Raw genomic sequence first — 24,564 nt, forward strand, 5'->3', positions numbered from 1 at the left:
GGTCCGCATGGTCCGTGACCGGCACGGCATCCCCACCCGGACGCGGGTCAACGCGCACACCGTGTTCAGCTGGGTCCGGACGTTCTGGCAGGACCTCGCCCGCTGGGCCGCCGACGAGCCAGCCCGCTGGGGCCCATGGGTGGCGCCATGCCCAATCCGCGACAGCGACACCGACCACAGCAAGAACCGCGCCCGCCGCAAAGCGGCTATGGACCAGCGCACCCGCACCCTGCTTCCCGCACTCCCAGCCCTGGTCAAAGCCATCAAGCGCCAACTCAAGGATGCCCAGGCGTGTCTCACCACGGGACGCGAAGCCCCAGCCGGGGCCCCGTTCACCACCCCGGCGGGCGAGGCCCTCCTCCGCCGAGCGGGAGTATCGGCCCGCGTCTACGCAGACGATCCGGCCACCGGCCGGCGCCAAGACCTGACCGTGGAAGACAGTTCGGCCAGCGACCTCACCGGCCCGTCGCCCCACAGAACAGCATCAGCCAGCTCGAACAACACGTCCGAACGGGAGGTCAGGCAGGCATAGAACTCGCCCCGGAAGCATGACAGTTGTGCGAGCGACTCTCGCCGGGCGTCGTGATGCGGCAGACTCATCCTCACGGCCTTCGTGCTGAATGTGTGTGTTCCTTAGTCGGAGCACATGTTCAGACGAAGGCCGCCTTCATGTCCGGCAGATACCAAACCGAGTGATCAAGTTCGACGGACCATTCGACGCCGCACGTTAAAGATCAAGCTAGTCCACTCGCCTCGATGGCGCTCCGGAGCGCGGCCTCACTCTGCGGTGATCGCCTCATCGCCTCAAGCCGTCGGCGCGCTTCCGGGTGGCGATCACGGTGGCGGCCGTGCCCGCCGTTCCGTACAGCGTGTACAGCAGGCCCTGGCCCAGGAGGTCGCCGCGCTTCACCTCCTGGGCGTACTTGAGCTGGTCGTATGTGGCCGTGCCGGTCGAATCGCCGCCGCGGACGCTGTAGTCGAGCGCGCAGGTGTAGCCCTGACGCATGGGGCCGGGGTGGTCCTCGCCGTCCTCGCCCAGCTGGAGCCCCGGGCAGTCCGGGACGCCGTGGGCCGCCCCGGCCCTCAGCAGGGTGATCACCCCCCACGCCAGCGGGACCAGGAAAAATGCGATGAACACTCCGCGTAGCCTCATTGCGGCACCTTAGTGCCGCGACGGGATGGGTTGATGGCCACGGCGCAGGTGTTGCCGTCAAGCCTCCGCGCCCTTGGGTGAGTTGAAACCCCGAGGGGCACCTACTGTCAGTGCGGTGCGTCAGATTGGTTCAGCGGTCGCAGGGCCTTCCCGGAAACGGAGACGGCCCCCTGGGCCGCGTCTGCTCGGCTCTGCCTGGGTCGATGGCAGATGGGATGGGAAGCTCCCCGCACACGCCACCAATCGGCCGGCACTCGCGAATGGCGCCCCCGCCATCCTGGAGCCTGAGCGCCCCCGCCGGAACTCGGCGGTGATCACAGGGGGCTGTCGCTCGGGATCGGAGGGTAGCGCGTGCTGGCCCTGGCCTCGCGTCACGCGGGAGTACCGCTTTAGGAGCGTGGTGGGGCGAGTTGAGGTCTGACCTGCGGGATGCCGACTTCGGCATCTGCTGGCTTCGACTACTGTCAGCAGCCGCGGTTCCCCGTGAGTCCCCGCCCGATCTGGCGCGGTTGTGGCACGGGGCACTTCTGATCCGTAGCTCAAGCCGGATCGGTCAGCGCCGGCGAGGCATCCTGCGGTAGATCACCCAGAGGCTGACCAGAACAAGCACCGCTCCGCCGATTGGCCAGCCCACGGACTCTCCATCGCGATAGTCCCTGATGCCGATCGCAAGAAAAAGGGCGGACAGAGGCAGCCCTGCCCAGTCGAGGGCCCTGTTCAATCTCGCGGGAATCGAAGGCTTGTTCACTGCTTGATCCTGGCAGACGCTTGCGTCCTCCACCAGATGCGCGTGCACTTCAGGCGCGGCCCAATGGCGAGGAGCGCAGGACTTGAACGTGTGGCCTCATCTTTATCAGGTCGATCCTGCCGGACCCGCGACGTCGACCAACTGGCTGTGCGCCTCGGCTGATAGTTCGCTGAGGCTCGGCGTCAACTGCCGTTGTTCGTGCGTGTTGGTGTCAGCCGCTGATGTCAGCCGCCGTATGCGGACTTGCCAGAGCAACTCGCTGGCTGCCATGGGGGGCGAGACGACAGAATCACCGGGAGGCACGCCCGGTCAGCCGTCGTCGGTTTGATTGCTATCGAGCGTCGCAGCCCGCGACTTCCTGCGTTGGCGAGCCATTCGGAAGAGCGTGGTGAGGGCTCCGACGAATCCAATACCCAGCGACAGCCCAAAAATGATGCGTCCTGCAGCGCGGGTGACCGAGTCCACGATCACCGCGAGCACCCATACACCGAAGGCTGCGAGGCACCACGCGCTGGCAGCGCGGTTGCCCTCGCTGCGCCACTGGACGAAGAGAAAGATGACACTGCACGAGCCGAGAAGGAACGCAGCCGCGAATCCCCGGTCCTGCGAGTTGTCCAAGCGCCGAGCGAGAGAGCCGATCAATATGCTCCCGCCGACCACGGCGGGGATGTATTGTAACGCCCGCCCACGGCTCATCTCCATGCCCCCACTCTGACCACCGCTTCGACCTCCGGAGCGTAATGGTCACGTCACCAGTTTGGAAGATCGCCGACACCGCCCCACTGCCTCAACCCACCACTGTACGAACGACCTTGACGCCCTGGGCCACGACTGCTCGGCTCTGCCTGGGTCGAAGGTGGTCGGGATGGGAGCCCACAACGCTCACTACAAAACCGCCGGCACCGCGAACGGCGCCCTGACCATGTGACGATCGCCGCCAAGTTCGACCGGTACGCGCGCTTCTACCAGCGCACCGCCAAGGACATTGTCGGCGGAGCCCGGCTGTGGTCCATACGCTGGAACTACGACACGGCCCTTACAGAGATCCGCTGCCGCCCATTCTGCTGGTGTTCAACGAGATCGGCGCCCGCTCCGCGCACACAGATCCGCAATATCGCGGCCCTGACCCGCCATCACTGGGAGGGCCGGCCCGACCGTGAGGGCGCCTTCCACTCCTACCGCGGGAAGATCCCGATCGTGGAGACCCGGCTGGACCTGCTGCGTGAGCACGAGCCCCACGGGCCGGTGTTCTGGCGATTCGGCAGGAAGCACCGTGAGGACCTGTGGAGTGCGGTCGGCAATCCCCGCGAGGAGGCCACGCTTCGACAGCGCGCTCAGGCACACAGGGAGCGGCAGGCGCAGGAAAAGCGGCAGCAGGCGCGGCAGGCGGCGCAGCGCGAGGCGCGGCGCCCGTCCTGCACGCGGTGCGGACAGAAGCTGACGGACGACCGGTGGCGTATGACGGAGACGTTCCCGGAGCCTCACATCGGCCTCGCATGATGCGCACACACCGGGACGCCAGTTGTGGTCACTACGGGGCCGGTTCGCTTCCGCCGCCTGGCGCTGCCTCTCCTCAGCCTCCGCGCGCTCCTTCTCCTGGAGTTCCGCCGCCGGTAGATACGCGGGTCCTGGGCCGGTCCGTCGTCGAGTCCGGCCACGACTGCGAGGAGGACGACTAACACGTCGGCTCGCAGTGCTCGCCCGAGCACCGCGCCCAGTAGCGCATCCGCGGTTGGCATGTCGGGCCTTCGCGGAGGAGGGGCCTTGGGCACGGGTGTGCTGCTGGGTGAGGTCATGGCCAGTCGTTCGTGCATGTGCGGAACGAGCGTGCGGCAGGCACGGCCCGAAACTTCTCCCCAGGGCATCGCCGTTAGGCGGTCCATGCATCCCGAATTTGCCATCAGCCACCATGACGAGAAGGGCTGGACCGTCGTGGAGGTCCGTGGCGAGGTCGACGCCTCCATCGGCCCGCGAATCAGGGAGTACGTGAGCGCCTGTATCGAAGCGGGCCGGCATCACCTCATCGTGGACCTCGTGGGGGTGCCGTTCATGGACTCAACGGGCCTGGGGCTCTTCGTCCACATCGGCAAGCTGATCCGTACACAAGCCGGTGACCTGCGGCTGGCGATCACGAACCCCAATGTCCTCAAGATCTTCCACATCACCAACCTGCACCGGTCCTTGCAGATCTATGACTCGGTGGAAACCGCGATGGAGTGACATGAGAGGCGACGACGACAGACGCCCGGCGCCCCACCCGCAACTACTGCGGGGCGCCTACTGGCTGGGCAGTCCCGAGAACGACTGCCCATGGTGCCGACAGCTCCTACTTCCAGGCACCGAGCGCCCTCAACGTGACGGGAGGATCCGACCACCGGGAAGGAACAATCCTCCGTGCCGGCGACACTCGACAGCCCGTCTCGCTGAGCGCATGCGGACGGTGATGGTATCGCTCGCGGCCATCACCACGGTGGTGTCCGCAGCGGTAACCGTGTGGCGGACCTGACTGCGTACCTGACCGCGGCCTTGCAGCGCGACACACAAGTCCGGGTCGTGGACACCGTCCCCACCAAACTCGTCATCGCCGACGGAGCCCGTGCGCTGCTTTTCGTGCACTCCGGCCCCGCGCCGGAGCCGGCCGCCGTGGTGGCCCACTCCAGCGGTCTGCTGGTGTCCCTCGTGGCCCTCTTCGAGTCGCTGTGGCGCCAAGGGCTGCCCCTCCGGCTCGGTGAGGGCGACCGTGTGAAGCAGGAACCGGACCCCTGCCCGGCCGCCATGGACCTGCAGATCCTCTCGCTGATCCTGATCGGGCTCACTGATGTGAGCATCGCGCGTGAACTGGGCCTCGGCGCCAGGACCGTACAGCGGCGCCTCAAGCACCTGATGGAACTGAGCCCGCGGGCGCCCCCCGTGCCTGCGGGGATGGTCCCCGCCCGGTCTGGGTCTTCAACGCGGGCGTGAGGTCGCCCCCGTGCCTGCGGGGATGGTCCGACAGCCGGATTCACCGCAGGCGGCATCGTCCTGTTGTCCCCGCGCCCGAAGGGACCCCCGGTACCGGATCCTCCTGGAGTCGCCCCGTGCCCGCGGGGATGGTCCGAACGTCACCGTTGGGGCTGGCGCCGGCCGCCAGTCGCCCCCGCGCCCGCGGGGTCGATCCCCGGGACATGATCTGGCGCGGCCTGAGGTCGCCGGTCGCCCCTGCGCCTGCGGGGATGGTCCGAGCGTGACCATGAAGGCACTGACCAAGACGGCGTCGCCCCCGTGCCTGCGGGGATGGTCCGCACGGCTTCGCCTCGGCAGAGGCCATGGCGCTGCCGCCCCCGCGCCCGCGCTCTCTTCCGAGGCTTGGGCACAGCGACATCCTTCCCACCCGCCCTACAGGGCAAGCCAGTTCAGATGTCACCCGATCGTGCAGCAGACCCAACTTCCCTGCACCGGTGGTGACTTCGTGCGAGCAGGCCACCGCGAGGACGTAGCCGGTGCCGCGTTCCTCCAGTGCGGTTCGCAGCTTCGGGTTGCCGCCGTAGACCTCGTCGCCGGCAACCCAGGCAGCTTGATGGCCGGCGTCCAGGAACCGGGCGACCATACGAGTGGCCAGCTCCGGCTTGGTAGCGAAGGTGGTTTCCTCGGCAAGGCCTGCGGCGCGGCAGCGGTCGGAGTCGGAGGTCCAGGAGCGCGGCACGTAGAGTTCCCGGTCCACTGCGGCGTGCCCGCGCTGACCTGCGTAGACCAGGTAGACGGCGACTTGGGAGTTCGCGATCCGGCCGGCGGTGCCGGTGTACTGGCGCTGGACGCCGACCGTGCCGGTGCCCTTCTTCACGTCGCCGGTCTCGTCGACGACCAGGACCGCCCGGTCGTCCTGCAGGTGTTCCACCACGTAGCCGCACACGTCGTCGCGGACCTGATCGGCATCCCACTTGGCCTGCCCAGCAGGTGCTGCATGCCGTCCGGAGTGGTCTCGCCGGCCCACTCCGCGATGGTCCAGCAGTTCTTGCGCGGCAGGTCGGCCAAGAGACCGAGCACCAACCGCGCCGCCCTGCCCCGGGGTTCGACCCGGGCGAAGCGCCCCGCGATCCGGCCCATCAGGCCCTCGAACGCGTCCCGCCACCAAGCGGGTTCTATGCTGTTACCTGCGGCCACCGTCTCTTCGTCAGTCCACACAACTCACGATGATCACCGGTGGCCGCAGCCATTCCCGCACCAGCCCCCACCACCGAGATCACGACCTACCGGCGTTCGGTGAGCAACTCCGGCAGGCGGGCAGCGAATTCGGTGAGCCAGTTTAATCGTGGTCCACTGCGGGCGATGCGGAATTCGGTGCTTGCGGCAGCCCGCGTCGGCCGCGTCAGACCGTGACAGCAGGTCGCCATCCGAGGTCGTGACCTATGAGGCGAAGCCGGTCTCCCGGTCTGCGGCAGCGATCTGGTCGTGGAAGCGTTTGTGGACCCAATGACGCTCGCCGAGGAGGATCACCTGCCCCCATCGGCCGGATACCGGACCAAGTCGGGTATGGCGTGGCATCGTTCCCGCCAGACGCTGTGGACTGGCGCCGCCGGACAACTTGCTGCTGTCCAACACGTAGATGGCGTCCTGGGCGACCGCCAAGCACCGGTACTTGTTCCAGAACATCGTCAGACCGGTGAGATAAGTGATGACGAAGAACCAGAAGTTCGGCGCGCTCTGGCAGATGAACACCTGGCGAATCTCGCTGCCGGCGGGCAGGAACGGTGCCGAGCGCTGCACCAGGTCCTGCCGCGGCTCGAGGTTGCGCCGGCCGGTCTCATCAGTGGTCATATCGTCTACCTCCCCTGTCGCGCGTATCCGCATTCACGAGGCTGTCACGTCGCCGGGGTGTGTCGCTCGCGTGTGGGCCTGCGCGGCACTGCCGCGTGACAGGATGCCAGGTCACGAAGTCCGACTGGAGTACTACGCGGCATAGCCCTTTCGGCTGGGAGCCATGAACAGCAGTCTCACACGCGGCTGGGTTGATGCGAAGGTCGGTGGAGTCTCAACAGGGGGTCAAGGCAGAGGCTCTCTTCCGTCGGGTTGAGGGACCCTGGCCAGCCGCAGGATTTGAAGCTGTGGCCTCATCCTTATCAGGTCGATCACAGGGGACCGTCGACGTCGGTCAACCGGGCCTGTGCCTCGGCCGATCGGCCACTGAGGTCCGGCGCCGACCGCTGCTGTTCGTGCTTGTTGGTGTCAGCCACTGGTGTCAGCCGCCGCACGCAGCCTTGACAAGCGCGGCCATTCTTTCAAGCCTGGAGCACCAGTTTGGAAGAGGTCACGTCCGCTGGAGTGGTGTACTGACGGCCACTCGGTGATCTCGTTTTGAGGCTACGCGGTGAGTTCGGTGGGCAGGGCGGTGTCGTCATTTTCTGACTCGATCGGGTGGAGGCGGGCCTTGGCCAGCAGATCGAGGCCCATGTATCGGCGGGCTTCGGTCCATTCGTCGTTCTGCTCGGCCAGCACCGCGCCGACCAGCCGGATCAGGGCCGTGCGGTCGGGGAAGATCCCGACCACGTCGGTGCGACGGCGGATCTCCTTGTTCAGCCTCTCCTGCGGATTGTTCGACCAGATCTGCCGCCAGATCTCACGTGGAAACGCGGCGAACGCCAGCAGGTCGTGTTGGGCAGCGTCCAAGTGGGCGGCAGCTTTGGGGAACTTGGCCTCCAGTGCATCCAGGACGTGCCGCATCTGGGCCTGGACCGCCTCCGTGTCGGGCTGTTCGAAGACAGTCCTCAGCAGCGTCGCCACCCAGGGCTGGGCCGATTTCGGAACCTGGCTCAGCAAATTTCGGGCGTAATGGGTGCGGCACCTTTGCCATGACGAGCCGGGCAGGACCGCGCCGATCGCGGCGACGAGGCCGGTGTGGGCGTCGGAGATGACGAGCTGGACGCCGGACAGTCCGCGGGCGATCAGTGAGCGCAGGAAGGCGAGCCAGTCGGCGCCGTCCTCGCAGGTGGCGACGTCGATGCCGAGGATTTCGCGGTGCCCGTCGGCATTCACGCCGACCGCGATCAGTGCGTGGACGTTGATGATGCGGCCGCCCTCGCGGACCTTCTGGGTCAGTGCGTCGACCCAGACGAACGCGTAGGGCCCGGCGTCGAGCGGCCGGTTGCGGAACGCGGCGACCTGCTCGTCCAGGTGCTTGGCCATCGCGCTGACCTGGGACTTGGACAGCTGGGTGACGCCGAGGGAGCCGGCGAGTTTCTCGACCCTGCGGGTGGAGACGCCGAGCAGGTAGGCGGTGGCGACCACCGAGATGAGGGCCTGTTCGGCCCGCCGGCGCCGTTCGAGGAGCCAGTGCGGGAAGTAACTGCCTTGGCGCAGCTTGGGAATGGCCAGTTCGACGGTGCCGGCGCGGGTGTCCCACTCGCGCGGGCGGTAGCCGTTGCGGTGGTTGACGCGCTCGTCGCTGACCTGCCCGTATTCGGCGTTGCACAGGGCGTCGGCCTCTGCGGACATGAGTGCGTCGGCGAACGTCTTGACCATCGCGCGCAGCAGATCGGGACTCGCCGCGGCGAGGTTGTCTTCCGCGAGGGCGTGCAGGGGCACACTGTCAGGTGCGGTCATCGTGCTGATCTCCTTCGAGGCTTCGACACTTCGAAGATCAGCCGGTGGCCGTTCATCTATGCGGGCACCATCCCGATGCCGGAGCAAACCCCCGGATCAGGTCGAACCCATACACCACTTCCCTGGACGCAACCTTGGAAGACCCCGTATGCGGGCGGCGGCTGACCTGCGAGTCCCTGACCTGGGCCGGAGCGTGGTCGGTACCGCTGCCCCCCCGTGTGTCCCCGCTGCCTCTCCCGCCGGAACGGGCACGGTCCCGGCCGGGTAAGAGCATGCATGGGCATGGGCACGGCACGCGTGTTGACGGGCGGGCCACTTCCACCACTAGCCCAAGAAGTGACACGCCGGGTTCCCGACCTGCGGTCACGTCATCGATCAACGCTGTGACCTGCTGTGGATCGGTCATCTGCCTCACCCTTGTTTCTCCGGCAGAGGGGCGGGAAGATCGCTGCGCCTCCGGATCGCGAGGATCAGGGGGTTGGCTGGTGGGGAAGTGTTGTGACACAAATACCGCGTCTGCTGACGGAACCGGACCCGGCGGCGATGCGCAAGCGCATGGTGTTTTGGGTGGCCGCTCTGGTCGTTCTGATGTCGAGCTTGCTGGTCGAGTGGTACATGGAGCGGGACGTGATCACCGGCAACCAGGGACCTTTCCCTGCGGCGTTGGGGAGTGAGGCTCCAGTCGCGCCGTCCCACGTCTCACGCCAGTCCTATCGCCCTGAAGCGCTCGTCCACGGTCTGTCCATCGTCCCCACTGACTCCGGGGTGCGGGCCCTGAACTTGCGCACGGGCAAGGAGTACTGGCGCTACGAGCGGCGCGATGCGGGCGCCGACATGCCCTCAGACGAGGTGTCGGCCGCCACGGTGGTGGCCTGGTTCGATGACGGCAAGCTGGTGGGCATCGACCTGCGCACGGGCAACGTGCGATGGCGTACGGAATTCCCACGCGGCGGCTTCCAGCACATTCACATGGGCGCGGGGCAGGTCGTCGCGCGCACCCCGGGTGGTGTTGCCGCCTTCTCGGAGCGCAGCGGGAAGAAGCTGTGGACGCTCCGACTTCCCCGTTCCTGCAAGTACCCCTGGGCTGTGCACGATCTGCCGGAGCATCTGACCGCGGTCGAACTGGGCTGCGAGTCTTCGGACGACCAGAACGGCGTGGCGATCGGCGTCGACAACCGTACGGGCGCCGAGCTATGGAAGCGCGCTGTCCGGCGAGAGCTTGACAAGACCGACAATCACACCCTGGTCACAGTCTCCCCGATCACCACCAGCCAGCTGCGCGAAAGGGCCCGCGTCCAAGTACTGGACGTCGATAGGAAGGGCGCCAGACTGCGGGCCGAATTCTCCAGCGACTCCTGGGCCCCGGACGACGCAGGAGATGGCATCATCATCTCCGGCGGGAACCCCGAATCGCCGGGAAGCGCCGGCGCCTCCGTCCTGACCGGCTACGACACGCAGGTCGGCAAGCGTGCCTGGGAGCGCCGGGCTCCGGCAGGCCATTCGTTCGGCTTCGCCAAGTTCGCCGACGGCCGGGTCTACGTCGTCCAGAACTCGACGATCTGCGAAGGGGACGAGAGCCGGGTCCTCCATGCCGATCTGCTCGTCCTGGACGCCCACAGCGGAGACCTGCTCCACAGGCTGCGGTTGCCGGACATGACAGTGCCGCGCGGCTTCGTTGGGACTGGCCTCACGGTCCGGGCTGCCGGTGACGGCGTGATCAGAGTCGGGTGGCCCGAGGCGCTGCACGACGAATTGTTCGTGACCTGAACAGCCCGAGCCGCGGTGCCGACGTCGCTGAAGGGCCTGCCGAGCCCTTGCCCTTCTCGATGTGAACTGGTGATCGGCCTCGTTGCAGCAATGGTCTTGACGAAATGCCAGCTCAGGCCAACGGATCTTCGGTCGCACCAGTCAGGCGCCCTGGGGGCACTCGCAGTGTACGTCCGACTTCCGCCAGCGAACCCGAGCAGGTAGACGAGCAACATCAACGCGAAGATCGCTACCTCCTGCATGGTCAGCGGCCGTGACTGGGAGATCGCCGATCGGCTCGGATCGATGATCCGCAAGGCGCGAGGTGACGCGGACTCGTAGCGCACGTTGTGGCACGGCTGCGATCATGACGAAGGGCCAGTTCGAGAGGATCAAGCCTCCGAACTGGCCCTTCTGTCGGTGCCCCCGGCAGGATTCGAACCTGCGACACCCGCTTTAGGAGCGAGGTGGGGCGATCACTGGCGTGACCTGCGGAGTCCTACCTGGGCCAAGTCCGCTGACCAACACCGGGGTTGCTCCTGAGTTCCCGTGAGTCCCCGCTCGTTCTGGCACGGGAGTGGCACAGTCACCAGCCACGCCGGATCATCGCTATTACGTGCTTCACCTGCACGGACATGACCCACAGCCACACGGGTCCATCAGACGATTCGCACTCGATCACCAAGGCGCCGTCCGGGAGCCACAGCATCTCGCGGACGGTCATTTCACGTGTGCGGACACACTGCAGGTCTGCCGGGAGTTCACGCAGCCGCGTCCACGGCCAGCGAGGTTCCCATCGGAACTCTTCAGCACTGGCTTGCACTCGGCCCAAGTTCCATCGGTGACCCACGTCCGGCCGCTTGGCCCCGATCGGGAAGTGGACTGCCTGCCCAGCATTGGCCCGAGCCATAGCCTGCTTCGCTCGCCTACGGACGAGCACAGTCCCGAGTAGCGCGCCGAGGCCTGCGCAGATCGCCGAAAACATGCGCGAAGTAAAGCAGGGCGTTGCCTCTCGGCCAATAGGTCCAGGCCAGCTTTTGACACAACCTCACCCATCACTCTCCCCAGCTCCCATCCCGTCCGCCGTCGACCCACACACCGTGGAGCGGGCGCGGTGTCGGGCGTCCAGGTGGAGCGCGCCACTGTACGAACGACTGTGAGGATCGGTCATGGCACCGTTCGGCGGCCTGACCCACCGAACGATTGACGCTTCGGGCTGTCTTTTCCAGGAATCGTCGGCGGTCTGGGCGGTGCCGCTCTGCACGCGGCCGGTCGAGCGCCTGTGACCTCATAGCCCGGCCAAAGGTCCCATCACAGTGTTGTCCTGACGCCCTACCGGCCCGTGCGATTCCTCGCGTATTGCACGGAAAGACAGCAGTTCCCAGCGTGGCAGATCAGATCGCGGTGGGATCAGACGAAGGCCGCCCCCATGTCCCCTGAACTGTGAAAACTCGCCTCCTGTTCGAGGTCGGTTCGAAGCCGAGAGGCTGAACTCAGGATTCGCACGGTGGGAGATCTTGCGCGGTCAGCAGGCCTCGAACGGTGCCGAGAGCGTTCTTCGGCACATCGGTGAGCTGATCCACGATGACGCTGCAACCCATCCAGGTGGACCCGCACTCCTCGACCATGCTCCGGACAGCTGCAGCCTGGCTTCCGGTCTCAATCCAGTCGTCCACCAACAACACGCGGTCTCCCGACCCCAGCGAGGAACGCTGGAGCCGCAGCGTGTGACGAAGGCGCCTGTAATCGGGAGGCGACTGACGGGCGACCTTGTCTCCTGGGAAGACGCCCTCGCCCTTCCGGACAGGAACAAACCCGACGCCGAGCTCAACGGCCACGGCACCACCCAGCAGGAACCCCCGCGACTCAATCCCGCAGACGGCTGTGATCCGCTCGTCCCGGAACGGTTCAACGAGAGCAGCGACGATCGCGGCCAGTGTCTTGGCATCCCGAAAGATCGCCCACACATCCGCGTGACCACCGATCCATCGGAAGTGTTCCAGCGTCAGGTCCCGTGCAGTCGTGGGCATGAGCGGAAGTCTTTCGATTGCGGAGCAACGCAGCAAACCATTATCGATCACTCAGGCGTCCTGAGCCTCCCGGCGCTCGACCTGAGCCCGAAGATAGGGCCCCATCTGCAGCAATGGCGACCGTCAAGTCGGCGCTGTCTGCCGGAGCGCTCTAGGGCGCGTTGCGAAAGTGGATCAAAGGCTGTGGATGACCACCGGATGCCGCCAGGAACTAGGATCATTGCCTTGATGTCGACCTGAGGGGTGGGCGAAGTGGCAGTTGTACTGCTCGTTCACGGCCTGTATCACCGCCCCGAGCACTTCGCTGTGGTGGCCGAAGGCTTGCGAGCCACAGGAACCAGCGTGGTCGTTCCCGAGTTGCACCGGGGATCATTGACCGCTGACACCGCCGCGGTTCAGGCGGTCGTCGACGGGCTGCAGGAACCTCCGATTGTGCTCGGTCATTCCTACGGCGGGTCAGTGATCACCGGGTTGCGAGGAGCGGGACACTTGGTCTATCTGGCGGCTTTCGTGCCGGATGTCGGCGAGAGCGCCGCCAGTCTGGGTGGGGCGTCCCGGCAGCTCCAGGAAGCGATCTGCCCCGGGCCCGGCGGATCGACGCGTCTGCACCCCGACCGGGCTGCCGACGTTCTCTACGGCGACAGCTCCGAACCCCTCACAGCCCAGGCGGTTGGCCTGTTGCGTGCGCAGGCTCCCGGCTGCGGGCGAGGCATCCCGGAGCAACAGAGTTGGAAGCAGACTCCCTCGACCTACGTCGTCTGCGCTCAGGACCGAGCGATCGACCCGGGCCTGCAGCGGACGTTGGCCACGCGCTGCACCTACGTGCGTGAGTGGCAGACGGGGCACTCCCCGTTCGTCGGACGGCCCCAACTCATCGTGGAACTCGTGCGGGAACTGCTCGCTTCCTCGATGTCTGTGCAGGGGGCTGAAGCGATCACAGCCACTCGTTGATCACGCTGAACCGGATGGAGTTCGTTGGCGAGACTCTGCGGGCGGCGCTGGAGGTGCTGGCCGCGGCCGCCCCAACTGGCTGACGCCGTTGATCAGCCCAGCGTGGGTGGAGCGGTATGGAGCCAAGGTCGACAACTACCGCTTCCCGAAAGGGGAAGACGTCCGTCGGGAATGGGCCGAGCAGGTCGGGCGGGATGGGTTCGATTTCCTGATGGACAGCGGCTGGGCGCCGGAGCCGACACCGTCGACCCTTTAGTCTGTCCAGTCGCACTCAAGGTCTGGGGTCGCCGAGGCGGGCCTCGGGTCGGTGAAGAAGTCCGCGTTGCGGAATCGCGTCCGGATGGCGCACGGACCGGAAGCCTCGCGGTTCCCGCCCGGGACTGTCGAAGCGTCAGTCAGGCGCAGAGTCTGGCTTCCGGGCGATGCGGCGGTCGATCCTTGCTGTCAGGCGGACGCGGGTTTGGGATCGGCTGCCGAGTCTGCCGCCCTGCCTCCTGCGCTGTCGTTCCGGCCGCCCCCTCGTACGAGAAGGACGCTGAGTGCGGCCAGAATTCCGACCACTGTCAGGCCGACCAAGCCCCCCTTGGTGGAACCCGTCGTGGTCTCCAGGATGCCGAAGGCGGTCGGAGCGACGAAGCCGCCCAGGTTGCCGATGGAGTTGATGAGCGCGATGCCCGGGGCAGCGGCGCGGGCGTCCAGGTAGTTCTGCGGAATGGTCCAGAAGATGGGGGAAGCCGGCTTGAATCCGACCGCGGCGATGCAGAGAGCGCCGAGGCCGAGCCATGGCGAGACGTAGACGGCGAGGAGTGTGCCGAGGCTGCCGATGAGCAGCAGCGTGATCAGCAGGGGGCGACGCTTGCCCATGCGGTCGGAGATCCGGCCGGAGACCCAGACGGCGGCGATCGCGAACAGCCAGGGGATGGAGGTGAGGAGGCCGACCTGGAACTCGGAGAGGTCGCCGATGTCCTCGACGATCGAGGGGAGCCAGAACGTCACCGCGTACAAGGCGACGTTGATCGCGAAGTAGATCCAGAGGAAGAGCAGCATCTGGGGGTCGGCGAGCAGCTTCCAGCGGGAGACCTTCGCGGTGCCGCGCTTGCTTTCGCGGGCGGCCTGTTCGGCGTCGATCGTGGCTACAAGGCCCTGCTTCTCCTCGTCGGTGAGCCAGTCGGCGCTCTCGACGCTGTTGTCCAGGAAGCGATAGACGACGAAGCCGAGGACGACCGAGAAGAGGCCCTCGATGAAGAACATCCACTGCCAGCCGGCGTGACCGAGGAGGCCATGCATTTCCATGAGGGCGCCGGAGATCGGGCCGACGATGACGGTCGCCGTGCCGGAGCCCATCAGGAAGATGGAGGTGGCGCGGCCTCGGTGGGAGTCGGGGAGCCAGCGGGAGAAGTAGTAGATGACCGCGGGGAAGAAGCCCGCTTCCGCGACGCCGAGGAGGAAGCGCAGCACGTAGAACATCTCGGCGCTGTTCACGAAGGCCATGGCGGTGGCCACGACCCCCCAGCTGACCATGATCCGGGTGAGCCAGATACGTGCGCCGAATCGCTCCATGAGGATGTTGGAGGGCACTTCGAAGATCGCGTAGGCGATGAAGAAGATGCCGGCGCCGACGCCGAACGCGGCGGCCGACAGACCGGTGTCGGCGCTCAGTTCGTCCTTGGCGAAGCCGATGTTGACCCGGTCCATGTAGTTCACGACGAACATGATGAAGAACAGCGGTATGACGCGCTTGAAGATCTTCTTGATGGCGGACTCGACTGCCGGGGGGTGCTGCACTGCGCCGTTGACGGCGCTCTGGGGTACTGCGGACACGAGCGGCTCCGATCGTGAATGCGGGGTACGGCAGGAGCGGGAGTCACCGGGGGCGGGGGGCCGCCGGCAGGGGGAACTCCCGCAACCAGAGCCGGGGGCCGGGACGTTCGAACGCCCGGCTTCCGTCGAGCAGTTGGTGTCACCAGCGGGGCACGGCCGGGGTTTCCCAGGCCGGGTCGGCGACGCGCATCGCGGCCGCGTCGTCGCGCTCGCGCATCGTGCCGTCGTCGTCCAGCCAGCGCTGGTGCAGGACGGCGAGCCTGTCACGGTCGAGGGTGACGCCGAGGCCCGGGGCGTCGGAGACGGTCATCTTGCCGTCCGCGAAGGTGATCCGCTCGTCCAGCACGTCCTCGGACTGCCAGGGGTAGTGCGAGTCGCAGGCGTGGTGGAGGTTCGGGACCGTGGATGCCACGTGTGTCATCGCGGCGAGTGAGATGCCCAGGTGGGTATTGGAGTGCATCGACACTCCGACGCCGAACGTACGGCAAATGGCAGCGAGTTCGCGGGTGTTTCGCAGGCCGCCCCAGTAGTGGTGGTCGGACAGGACGACCTGGACGGCGTCGCGAAGGAACGCCTCCTTGACCTCGTCGAAGGTCGTCACACACATGTTGGTGGCGAGCGGCACGTCGGTACGGGCGGCGACGGCGGCCATGTTGGGCGTACCGAGAGTGGGGTCCTCCATGTACTCGAGGACGTCCTGCAGCGCCTCGATGACCCTGACGGAGGTCTCGACGGACCAGGCGCCATTGGGATCGAGTCGCAGCGGGCTTCCGGGGAACGCCTCGGCGAGGGCGCGTATTGCCGCGATCTCCTGATCGGGCTCGAAGACGCCGCCCTTGAGCTTGAACGAGCGGAAGCCGTAGCGCTCGGTGAACTTGCGTGCCTGGTCGACGATGCCGGCCGGGTCGACAGCCTCGCCCCAGTCGTCCACCTCGGACTCGACGCCCTTCGGGTGCTCGCCCCACTTGTAGAAGAGGTAGCCGCTGTACTCGACGGCGTCGCGCACCTTGCCGCCGAGCAGGGCGTGAACCGGCAGGCCCTGTGCCTTGCCGAGCGCGTCCAGGCAGGCGACCTCGAAGCCGCAGACCACGGACAGCCGCAGCTTGTCGGCGGTCTGGACGCCTCGCAGGCCGCCCACGTCCACCTGGTTCGTCACCCGCTCCTCGGCCACCACGACCTCGTTGGCGAGGGTGAACAGGCCGTTGAGGTCTGCGACGGACCGGCCGACCAGCTTCTCGGCATACGGGCGGGCCAGCTCCAGGTACTTGGTGTCGCCGTAGGTCTCGCCGAGGCCGGTGATCCCGTCCGCCGTGGTGACTTCGATGATCAGGCGGGGGGTGTACGGCTGGTGCACGCCCTGGGCGTTGAGGAGCGGCGGGTCGGCGACGAGGATCGGGGTCAGCCGGACGTCGGTGATCGTCAGGTCGTTCATCGGGGGGCTCCAACGAGGTTCAGGCCGGTGGTGAGCAACGCTTCGAGGTCTGCGAGATCTGCGGGGGTCGGGTCGGTGAGGGGTGCGCGGACCGGTCCGACCGGGCGGCCGCGCAGCCGGGCTGCCGCCTTGACCAGGGACACCGCATAGCCCGGGCGCCGGTCGCGCAGTTCCACGAAGGGGACGTAGAAGTCGGCGAGCAGCTTGTCGACGCGACTGTCGTCGCCTGCCGACAGGGCCTGGAAGAAGGCGTTGGCGATCTCCGGTGCGAAGGCGTGGACGGCTGAGGAATAGGCCGGGATGCCGACTGTGGCATAGGCGCGGGCCTGGAGCTCGGCTGTCGGGGCGCCGTTGAAGAAGAGGAAGTCGTCGGGGGCGGCGAGGGTGCTGCGCTGAAGCCGGTCGAGGTCGCTGTGGCCGTCCTTGAGGCCGATGACGCCGGGGATCGCGGCGATCCGGCGCACGGTCTCCGCGTCGTACGTCACGTGGTCGCGCTGATAGGCGATGAGAGGCAGCGGGGTGCGGTCGGCGATCCTGCGGAGCTGCTCGACCAGGCCGTCCTGCGGGGCCTTGTTGAGGTAGTGCGGCAGGACGAGGAGTGCGTCGGCTCCGGCCTTTTCAGCGATACGGGCGAAGCGCAGAGCCTGGGCGTAGCCGTAGCCGGTACCGGCCACGACCGGGACGCGGCCCGCTGTCACCTCCACGGCGGCGGCGACGACTTGACCGTACTCGTCCTCGTCGAGAGCGCTGAACTCCCCCGTGCCGCAGGCCGGAAAGAGCGCGCCGGGGTTTGTCTTCAGTTGCCCGGCCAGATAGCTGCGGAAGCCGTCGAGGTCGAGCGCCCCGTCGGCGTGAAAGCTGGTGAGCGGGAACGACAGCACGCCCTGGGCCATGCCGTCGCGCAGCCGCGCCACAGTGTCGGTGAGGGGGGTCCGAGTCACGATGCTGTCTCCGTATGTAGATGGCGTTCGCGCATGGGGATGGACACTAGGCTCGGGAAACCACCCCGTCAATGGGTTCGCGGAAGCGATTCGGCATGGAGTGGGGACGCGGACGCGCAGGTCGTGACAGTACGTACGATCAACCCATGTCCGAATCTGTTGAGCCCGTCCGGCCGTCTGAAACCGGAGTGCGCGAGGTGAAATCGTCCGCTCGCACGGTCGAACTGCTCGAACTCCTCGCCGCCCGTGGTGACCGGCCCGCCCGACTGCAGGAACTCGCCGACGAGTTGGGCGTGCCGCGCAGCTCCATGTACGCGCTGCTGCAGACCCTGATCGCACGCGGCTGGGTGCGCACCGACGCCACCGCCTCGCTGTACGGAATCGGCCTGCGCACACTGCTCACCGGCACCACCTATCTGGACACCGACCCCGTGGTCCGCGTGGTGCGCCCATACCTGGACGATGCCTCGGAGCAACTCGGCGAGACGATCCATCTGGCCCGCCTCGACGGCATGGACATCGCCTACCTCGCGACCCGCGAGTCGCACGAGTATCTGCGCACCATCAGCCGAGTGGGGCGCTGGCTGCCCGCCCACGCGGGCGCACTCGGCAAGGCGCTGCTGGCCGAACACCCGGACGCGGCACTGCCGGACGCACCGTACGAGGCACTGACCCCACGCACCCACACCACCAAGGCCGCGCTCGTTGCCGACCTCGCGCAGGTGCGGGCGCGCGGCTACTCGATCGACCGCGAGGAGGGGGTCACCGGCATCGTCGGATTCGGCTTCGCGCTGCGCGTGAACGACGAAGCGCCGGCAGGGGACGCGATCAGCTGCTCAGTCCCGGTGGCACGGCTCACCGAGGAGCGCGAGCGGCGGATTGTGACCGTGATGCAGAAGGTGCGCGAGGAGATCGAGGCAAGACTGACCCAGGGCACGGGCGCGGGCGGAGTCGACTGGCGCTGAGCCCCCGGTCTCGAGGAGCACTTCGGTGGCTCGCGGAAGCCAGCCCCGCCGAGGACGATGTCCGGACAAGGCCGCGTTCGCGCGACGGCCCCGCCACACCCAGGGAAGGGGGCCGAGGCAGCCTCGGACCCCTTCCTCACTGCCCCTGTCCGGATATCGTCCTCGGCGGATGTCCGTGGGGGGCGACGCTCCCACCTGTAAGGAGACAGAGACACTCAGTTCTCCGACACCAGGGCGCCCGAAGTAAGTGCCGGTCGGCGCGGTCGCCGGAGGCGGCGTACCACCCCGGCGCCAGGAGCGGCGTTGCCTGGCGTGGCCGGTGGCGAGAGCCTCGACGTTCTCGCACTGTACCCACGACGCGATCCCACCTGATTGGCGGGCGGAAACTACGATCCCGGACGCAGCCCAAGGCGCTGTGCTGCACAATCCCAGCGGGAACGTCTGCGGCACCCGCCGCCTTTCGGGTCAACTCCACAAGCTTCGAACGGAGTTCCTGCGCTGGCTGGCCAAGCACGATCGCGCTGAGCACCAGCTCCAGCATCAGGCAGTCGTACTCGTCGTCCTTGCCCCGACAGCGGTCCTGATCACGTTCCACCAGGGCCTGGGCAACCCGCCAGCCACCGTCATCGACGGAACCAAAGATGGCCTCGACGAACCCATTGCCCGTCCAGCTCCGGTGCAAGAAGACGACGTTTCCTCGGCGAAGACGTCCCACTTCTCGTCCATGTCCCGGGAGCAGCAGCCCAGCTGAATGCGCTCCCATTCCTCGTCTGACCAGATCCGGGTCGGCAGGAGTGACAGCGGCCGTGGAGCAGAGATCCGCTGGAGGCGGTCAGAAAAGGAGGACCGGGTCACGCGTTCGTCGTTGGTACAGCAGAGGGCTTTGCCGGAGAAGGGGGTCAGCGTCGCGCGTTCGAGAGCGATGGCATGTCCGGCGTCGCGGATGCCGATCTCACCCCCGGCCGTGACCTCTGCACCGGCAACCGCTGAGCCTCATCCACCACCAGCACCCGAGCCCGGCGGGGAGGTGGCTTGGATCGACCATTCCTGCACGCACGGCGTCTTCCGATTTCCTCGAAGGGGCCGTCCGACCGGCCCTAGGCAGCGCTTTTCATCCATGCGATGAGCCGGGCCCACCGGCCATCCTTCGGCCTGCCCGGATTCGGCCCCGACGGAGTCATCAACTCCCGTGCGCGTACCGGTTTGCGCTTCCCTGGCTCACACATGCACCGCTGCGGTGTCGGCACACCGGCGAGCACTTGCTCCACATGCCCTCCGCAGCCCTCGTAGGTCACCTTCCGGCATGACTGGCAGACAGCACGTTGGCACATGGGTCTCCTTCCTTCGCGCCCTCGTTAACGACCAGTAATATCAACAGTTTCGTCACAGCCCAATTCATGCTTTCGTCATAAGTGGAGCCCATGTGTGCACAGGCTCCACGGGAGCATTACTTCTGTACGCAGAAAGGCCGACCATGTGGGCGCGGTACACCCGATATTGCATGATATTTCGCGCTCGGCGGTGTCAAGTGAGTCCGGCCGTGTCCGGAATTGCTTGCGATACCGAAACAGTGGTTGCATCACGCCCGGTCGAGGCAGGAAGGCACTGCTCCGCACCGTGACAGGCCATCAACGCGCTTTCGGCATCGTCGACGTGGGCGCGTCGGGGCAAGAGACCGAGAACGGCAGCCGCCCCTCATAAAACGGGTGGTGCGCGCCGGTCAGAAGGGAGCGACGTGGGTTGCTCGCACACCGCAGGATGCCCCCTTTTCCCCTTGCTTAAGGCGAGTTTGCAGGGGTGGCGCGACTATTACTGCGACAGCGAGGATCAATGGCTCGGCTGTGCGCGCTACCAGATGTCACTCACCGGCGAGCGCGTGCCGATCAGCCTCCTGCCCAATGGAGCCCGCGCACGCCACCTTGAAGACACGGCCGAGGGCGCGGACCGGTCCAGCGCCGCCGGACCTGAGCAGGGGTCCCAGCAGGCTCGTCCCCCCCAGCCCAATCCTTGGCAGCAGGAGAACCCGTCCCGGTCGCAGCCGGCACCGGCTTGGCCGGCAGAGCCGTCAGAACCTGTGACCACGGCATCGGATGCTGCGGCTCAGTTCGGGCCGGCGTCCCCGACGATCTCGGCGTCGCATTACACGCCGTCATCGTCCGCATGGGCTCCGCAGCCCGCAGACCGTCCGTCCAGACGCGCTGGGCAGAGCTCCAGATCGAAACGCGGCCTCTGGGCTCGATTCACCGAATGGATGGGAGGCCCCGCATGAGTGGCTACTGGCCCTGGTGGGCCGGCGCTGCCGGGCTCGCTCTGATCACCATCAACTACGCCCTCACCACGGATCGGTCGTTCGGGGTGTCGTCCGCGTGGGATCGCGTCCTGCACTGGCGCAGGGAGCGTCGGCTCGAGCGCATGGACGAGGAGTTCACCGACGAGCGAGCGCTCGCCGAGGCTCTCGCCGTAGCGACGGCGGAGCACTTCGGCACCGACTACGCCGCGCCCACCGTGCCACCGGTTCCGTACGGCACGTCACAGCCGGTCCAGACGGACGTCGAACCAACGGTGAATGAGGACACCTCGGCCCTAGCCCCGGCCCCGCTGGTCACCCAGGCCGCCCTGCTGGTGTCGATCTTCCTCGGCGGGTTGATCGCTGCGCTCACCTCCGGCCAGTTTCACCTCCGCTTCGACATGGGCCCGGGATTCCGGGACGTGGTCACCGCGAATCCGACCACCATGATCGTCCTGCTGTTCATCGGAGGCGTGCTGGTCGGCTTCGGAACTCGGCTGGCCGGTGGCTGCAGTTCCGGCCACGGACTCAACGGCTGCGGCCGTCTGCGCCCGGTCAGCCTGGTCGCGACCGCCGTGTTCTTCGGCACCGCCGTCGCGGTCTCGTTCCTTCTGTGGAAGGTGATCTGATGCGTACCCGAGGCGCGATTTTGCTGGCCAACATCATCACGGGACTGGCTCTCGGTTACACCGTCTCCCGTATCGGCTTCGGCGACTACACCGAGCTGAACCGCATGTTCACCTTCCAGGACCTGCGGATGTTCTTCTCCTTCGCGGGTGCCGTCGGGATCATCGTGTGCGCGTTCGCTCTGCTGCGGATCCGCCGTACTCCGGGACGCATCCACGCGGGCGTAATCCCCGGCGCCGTGCTGTTCGGAACCGGCTGGGCGATCTCGGGCGGGTGCCCGGCGATCCCGATCATCCAGGTCGCCAGCGGTTACGTGCCCGCGCTTGTCACCATCGTCGGCGTCATCGTCGGTATCCGACTGTGCCGCTGGGCCAATGCCCGCTACTTCCACCTGGACCGCGGCTCCTGCGGCCTGTAGCCGAAGCCGCCCACCGAGTCGTGCTCGCCCTTTGCATGGTCACATCAGCGCTGGCCCCTCGGTGATCATCCGAGGGGCCAGCGCTGTTATGCCACGGGTGCCGCGGCTAGACCGAATTGCCCGCGGGGGTGGTCACGGCGACGATGCCAGAACGGATATCAGCGTGATCAGGATCGTCTGAAGGTCCTGAGGGCTGTAGCTGGCCTGCACGCACAGGACGACGATGAGCACGACGACGGACAAGGGTGCCAGCTTCAGAGGCGTGCGATCACCTTGGGGGCGGCGTGCTGTGTCAGGAACAACCCCCGACGTGGGCTCAGAAGCCGAAGCCGTTGCGCACCACCAGACGGCGGCCGCTCTCTGTGGTCATCGCGGCCATGCAGGAGCGTTTCGTCATGTCCGTATCTACCCGAGGTATGGCGTCGGCCGCTTCTCCAGGAAGTGCTGCAGCCGCAGGCGTTGGGTGTGGTGCATTGGTAGTGACTCCAGTTCGTCGGGGGCCACGAACCGCAGCTCTGTCGACTCGTCGGAGATGGCCAGGTGCCCGCCGGTGACGCGGGCCGTGAAGCAGATGTTGAACTGGCGGCGCACTTCGCCGTCCGTGTAGGCGATCACGTGCCGCGGGTCGGTGTACGTGCCGACGAGTCCTGTGATCTCGACGTCGAGGCCGGTCTCCTCCTTCACTTCCCGCACGGCGGTGCCTGGCAGGGAGTCGCTCATGTCCATGCCGCCGCCCGGCAGCGCCCACAGATCGTTGTCGCGGCGCCGCTGCAGCAGGATGCGTCCCTGCGCATCGGTCACTACAGCAGAGGCCGCAACGACAAGGCTGTTGGGCTTGGGAGCTTCCGGATCGTCGTAGTACTCAGTGCGTGCCATCGCTTACTCCTCCACCGGGCGGGCCGTGTCCCACACGGCGTTGAAGCTGTCCGCGTAGGTGTCGAACATGCCGCCGTTCTCGGTACGCCGAAGATGCCACACCGGGGCGCCGTAGGCGTTCATGCCCCAGACGTGCGCGTTCACAAGGAGCTGGTCATCCGCCCGGTAAAGCGAGTTGTACAACGTCGTGCCATGAGTGCGGAGCTCAACGCCCGGCGACTTCACCAAACTGCGGTAGTGCAGGAGGGCGAGGCGGCAGCGTGACTCGATGCCGTGGCCGAACCTCTCCTCGCGGCCACGCGCCTGAACGTTCGCACTGTCGGCGTCGCCAAGCGCGATCCGGACTCGGCAGCCGTCCGCCACTCGTTCCTCCAGCAGCTCGTTGAACCGGGGATACGCCTCATGGAGGAAGACCGCGGCGTACACGAGGACGTCGATACGCTCGCGTGCCTGCCGCAGCAGGTCCACGAACGCGGACACGGGGAGGTCGGCGCGCTGAGGATAGAGAGCCACGAGTTCGGGGCTCATGCTGCGCGCCTTACGGGGCTGCCGAAGCGCCGGCCACAGGGCGTAGACGTCTTCCCCCACGGCCTCCGCCGCGCGCAGGGCGGTTGCCTGGCGAGGAACACGCCCCAAGTTGACCCACCGCTCAACGGACTTGGGGTCGACCTCGACCTTCTCCGCGAGCGTCTCGTGGGTCCAGCCTCTAGCCGTCATGGCTGCTCGTAGTCTCTCGTTCGCCGTACCGCCCCCAACTCGACTGCGCTTGGGGACGTTCTACCCCTCTTGGGACGTCCCTAAGTGCCCGTTGCGTGAGGTTCCTACGTCCTGGGACCGGCGTGACGATCGCGTAGCCACGCGAAGAAAGCACCCCGGCAGCCGCGCGAACGGCCCCGGGGTCGGCCGACACCCTGGGAGCGTCGACATGGACGAGAGTACGGGCCACACTCTTTCGGCAAAAGGCGGAACAGTCCTCGTCGAGGATCCGCTTTCGCCTCTGCTGCCCGACACCGAAGGGCTCACCGAACCCCAGATCCGGGGGCGGGACTGCGTATGGTGTGCCGTCACCCTCGGCGCCGGCTCGGCCATCGACCTCGGTGAACGCGTGGCCTCCTTTCGCGGCACGGTGGCCCGCTGGTTCCCCCGCGGCTGCCGTCCCTGCGCTCTCCGGCACGTCTATCCCGCACAGTTCGACCACACACAGAACTGCGAACAGTGCACCGACGACCCGATGGTCTGCGCGCACGGCACGTGGGTGCGACTCGTGATGCGGCAGGCACGGCGATGAGCGCCAGGCGGAAGACGTTGCAGGAGCACGTGGAGATTCCTGGCATCTGCTTCATCCGTCAGCCCGAGAGCGTACTGCGCTGCACCCTGTCCGCCGGGCACTACAGCGATCACCAGCACTTCTACAGCGGCGAACTCCGCAACGGCTTCCGCGTCGGCACGACGTGGCCGCGCAGAGAGGGCGAGACTCAAGCCGACTGAGACCCCCGCCGCCGGGTGCTTGAAGCTGACCGGCGGCGGGACAGGGCGGGCCGCCCGATGGCGAGCAGTGGGGGCGGCCCGCCCTACACGCTCGCCGAGCTGTCCGGCCCAACGTGCTGCATCGATCGGTAGGTTTAGTCGTCCAGGTCTACGCAGTGCGCTTCCGCAGGGTCGGCGGCCGACCGGTGGCAATGGTGAGTATCCAGCGAGCCGTCTCCGGATGCCACCGCTCGCCTCGCTCTTCGCGTTCCGGGATCACCGGCGTCCTGCGAGTGACCTGACCACCCGGCGGCTCCGTGCCTGGCTTCAGGCCCACCCTCCGTCGACCACGTCCGCGGCCGACGCCGTCCGAAAGGTGCTCGATCTCGTGGACAGCGCGGCCCTGCGCCGCTACGTAAAGGCCTCGGCACCCGGTGAGGAGTTCGATCTCGTCACCGACGCATTCGAGGCGCGCCTTGAGACGGTGCTCGACGGGGCAGACGACTGGGGTGTGGTGCTCGACGAG

General features: G+C 67.0%; 21 protein-coding genes and 2 pseudogenes. 11 read left to right on the plus strand and 12 right to left on the minus strand.

The window, feature by feature from the left end; genetic code table 11:
- Positions 1-435: 435 nt before the first annotated feature.
- The 3 genes and pseudogenes from OG758_RS47580 to OG758_RS47590 form a co-directional block, all read right to left on the minus strand.
- Positions 436-600 (minus strand): annotated as a pseudogene (locus tag OG758_RS47580) (NF041680 family putative transposase); the annotation flags it as partial.
- A 196-nt stretch (positions 601-796) separates the two neighbouring features.
- Positions 797-1,153 (minus strand): hypothetical protein, encoded by a 357-nt coding sequence (locus OG758_RS47585; RefSeq protein WP_326715601.1) that lies wholly within the window; start codon positions 1,151-1,153, stop codon positions 797-799.
- A 1,057-nt stretch (positions 1,154-2,210) separates the two neighbouring features.
- A complete protein-coding gene (locus OG758_RS47590; protein WP_326715602.1) occupies positions 2,211-2,603 on the minus strand; it encodes a hypothetical protein in 393 nt (130 codons plus the stop codon).
- A gap of 222 nt (positions 2,604-2,825) precedes the next feature.
- On the opposite strand from OG758_RS47590, the gene OG758_RS47595 reads away from it, so the two are divergent.
- The 3 genes from OG758_RS47595 to OG758_RS47605 all read left to right on the plus strand — a co-directional run bounded on the left by OG758_RS47595 (position 2,826) and on the right by OG758_RS47605 (position 4,862).
- Complete coding sequence (locus OG758_RS47595; protein WP_326715603.1) at positions 2,826-3,401, plus strand: hypothetical protein; 576 nt, start codon at positions 2,826-2,828, stop codon at positions 3,399-3,401.
- Positions 3,402-3,665: 264 nt separating this feature from the next.
- On the plus strand, positions 3,666-4,121 hold the full coding sequence (locus OG758_RS47600) for an STAS domain-containing protein (RefSeq protein ID WP_326715604.1): 456 nt from the start codon (positions 3,666-3,668) through the stop codon (positions 4,119-4,121).
- Between the two features lie 273 nt (positions 4,122-4,394).
- Positions 4,395-4,862, plus strand: a complete 468-nt coding sequence (locus OG758_RS47605; RefSeq protein ID WP_326715605.1) for a hypothetical protein — start codon at positions 4,395-4,397, stop codon at positions 4,860-4,862.
- A gap of 466 nt (positions 4,863-5,328) precedes the next feature.
- On the opposite strand, the pseudogene OG758_RS47610 reads toward OG758_RS47605, so the two are convergent.
- The 3 genes and pseudogenes from OG758_RS47610 to OG758_RS47620 form a co-directional block, all read right to left on the minus strand.
- Positions 5,329-5,984, minus strand: a pseudogene (locus tag OG758_RS47610) (IS701 family transposase); the annotation flags it as partial.
- Between the two features lie 300 nt (positions 5,985-6,284).
- Positions 6,285-6,695, minus strand: a complete 411-nt coding sequence (locus OG758_RS47615; RefSeq protein WP_326715606.1) for a hypothetical protein — start codon at positions 6,693-6,695, stop codon at positions 6,285-6,287.
- A 543-nt stretch (positions 6,696-7,238) separates the two neighbouring features.
- Entirely contained in the window at positions 7,239-8,477 is a 1,239-nt protein-coding gene (locus tag OG758_RS47620) for an IS256 family transposase (protein ID WP_326715607.1), read from the minus strand.
- A 543-nt stretch (positions 8,478-9,020) separates the two neighbouring features.
- Here OG758_RS47620 and OG758_RS47625 point away from each other — a divergent pair.
- On the plus strand, positions 9,021-10,244 hold the full coding sequence (locus OG758_RS47625) for an outer membrane protein assembly factor BamB family protein (protein ID WP_326715608.1): 1,224 nt from the start codon (positions 9,021-9,023) through the stop codon (positions 10,242-10,244).
- A gap of 1,472 nt (positions 10,245-11,716) precedes the next feature.
- On the opposite strand, the gene OG758_RS47630 is transcribed toward OG758_RS47625, so the two are convergent.
- Positions 11,717-12,253, minus strand: coding sequence for a phosphoribosyltransferase family protein (locus tag OG758_RS47630; protein WP_326715609.1), 537 nt, complete (start codon positions 12,251-12,253; stop codon positions 11,717-11,719).
- A 252-nt stretch (positions 12,254-12,505) separates the two neighbouring features.
- Between OG758_RS47630 and OG758_RS47635 the strand changes: the two genes are divergently transcribed.
- Positions 12,506-13,204 (plus strand): alpha/beta hydrolase, encoded by a 699-nt coding sequence (locus OG758_RS47635; protein ID WP_326715610.1) that lies wholly within the window; start codon positions 12,506-12,508, stop codon positions 13,202-13,204.
- 444 nt (positions 13,205-13,648) lie between these two features.
- On the opposite strand, the gene OG758_RS47640 is transcribed toward OG758_RS47635, so the two are convergent.
- The 3 genes from OG758_RS47640 to OG758_RS47650 form a co-directional block, all read right to left on the minus strand.
- A complete protein-coding gene (locus tag OG758_RS47640) occupies positions 13,649-15,025 on the minus strand; it encodes an MFS transporter (protein ID WP_382629359.1) in 1,377 nt (458 codons plus the stop codon).
- 139 nt (positions 15,026-15,164) lie between these two features.
- Positions 15,165-16,457: a glucarate dehydratase family protein gene (locus tag OG758_RS47645; RefSeq protein WP_326715611.1), complete on the minus strand. Its 1,293-nt coding sequence runs from the start codon at positions 16,455-16,457 to the stop codon at positions 15,165-15,167.
- Positions 16,454-17,398 (minus strand): 5-dehydro-4-deoxyglucarate dehydratase, encoded by a 945-nt coding sequence (locus OG758_RS47650; protein WP_326715612.1) that lies wholly within the window; start codon positions 17,396-17,398, stop codon positions 16,454-16,456. The genes OG758_RS47645 and OG758_RS47650 overlap by 4 nt, the downstream gene beginning before the upstream one ends.
- A gap of 146 nt (positions 17,399-17,544) precedes the next feature.
- On the opposite strand from OG758_RS47650, the gene OG758_RS47655 reads away from it, so the two are divergent.
- The 4 genes from OG758_RS47655 to OG758_RS47670 all read left to right on the plus strand — a co-directional run bounded on the left by OG758_RS47655 (position 17,545) and on the right by OG758_RS47670 (position 21,695).
- On the plus strand, positions 17,545-18,363 hold the full coding sequence (locus OG758_RS47655) for an IclR family transcriptional regulator (protein WP_326715613.1): 819 nt from the start codon (positions 17,545-17,547) through the stop codon (positions 18,361-18,363).
- A gap of 415 nt (positions 18,364-18,778) precedes the next feature.
- The gene (locus tag OG758_RS47660; RefSeq protein WP_326715614.1) at positions 18,779-19,114 is read left to right on the plus strand and encodes a hypothetical protein; all 336 of its coding nucleotides are present in this window, start codon (positions 18,779-18,781) and stop codon (positions 19,112-19,114) included.
- A 1,514-nt stretch (positions 19,115-20,628) separates the two neighbouring features.
- Positions 20,629-21,279: a YeeE/YedE family protein gene (locus OG758_RS47665; protein ID WP_326715615.1), complete on the plus strand. Its 651-nt coding sequence runs from the start codon at positions 20,629-20,631 to the stop codon at positions 21,277-21,279.
- Positions 21,279-21,695 (plus strand): YeeE/YedE thiosulfate transporter family protein, encoded by a 417-nt coding sequence (locus OG758_RS47670; RefSeq protein WP_326715616.1) that lies wholly within the window; start codon positions 21,279-21,281, stop codon positions 21,693-21,695. The genes OG758_RS47665 and OG758_RS47670 overlap by 1 nt, the downstream gene beginning before the upstream one ends.
- A 405-nt stretch (positions 21,696-22,100) precedes the next feature.
- Here OG758_RS47670 and OG758_RS47675 read toward each other — a convergent pair whose 3' ends face one another.
- Both OG758_RS47675 and OG758_RS47680 read right to left on the minus strand, forming a co-directional pair.
- Positions 22,101-22,571 (minus strand): NUDIX domain-containing protein, encoded by a 471-nt coding sequence (locus OG758_RS47675; RefSeq protein ID WP_326715617.1) that lies wholly within the window; start codon positions 22,569-22,571, stop codon positions 22,101-22,103.
- A 3-nt stretch (positions 22,572-22,574) separates the two neighbouring features.
- Entirely contained in the window at positions 22,575-23,288 is a 714-nt protein-coding gene (locus OG758_RS47680; RefSeq protein WP_326715618.1) for an XRE family transcriptional regulator, read from the minus strand.
- A gap of 208 nt (positions 23,289-23,496) precedes the next feature.
- Here OG758_RS47680 and OG758_RS47685 point away from each other — a divergent pair, with 208 nt between their 5' ends.
- Positions 23,497-23,859, plus strand: a complete 363-nt coding sequence (locus OG758_RS47685; RefSeq protein WP_326715619.1) for a hypothetical protein — start codon at positions 23,497-23,499, stop codon at positions 23,857-23,859.
- Positions 23,856-24,059: a hypothetical protein gene (locus OG758_RS47690; RefSeq protein WP_326715620.1), complete on the plus strand. Its 204-nt coding sequence runs from the start codon at positions 23,856-23,858 to the stop codon at positions 24,057-24,059. The genes OG758_RS47685 and OG758_RS47690 overlap by 4 nt, the downstream gene beginning before the upstream one ends.
- Positions 24,060-24,564: the final 505 nt, after the last annotated feature.

Origin of the sequence: Streptomyces sp. NBC_01474, from assembly GCF_035918215.1 — a bacterium.
GTDB lineage: Bacteria > Actinomycetota > Actinomycetes > Streptomycetales > Streptomycetaceae > Streptomyces > Streptomyces aureus.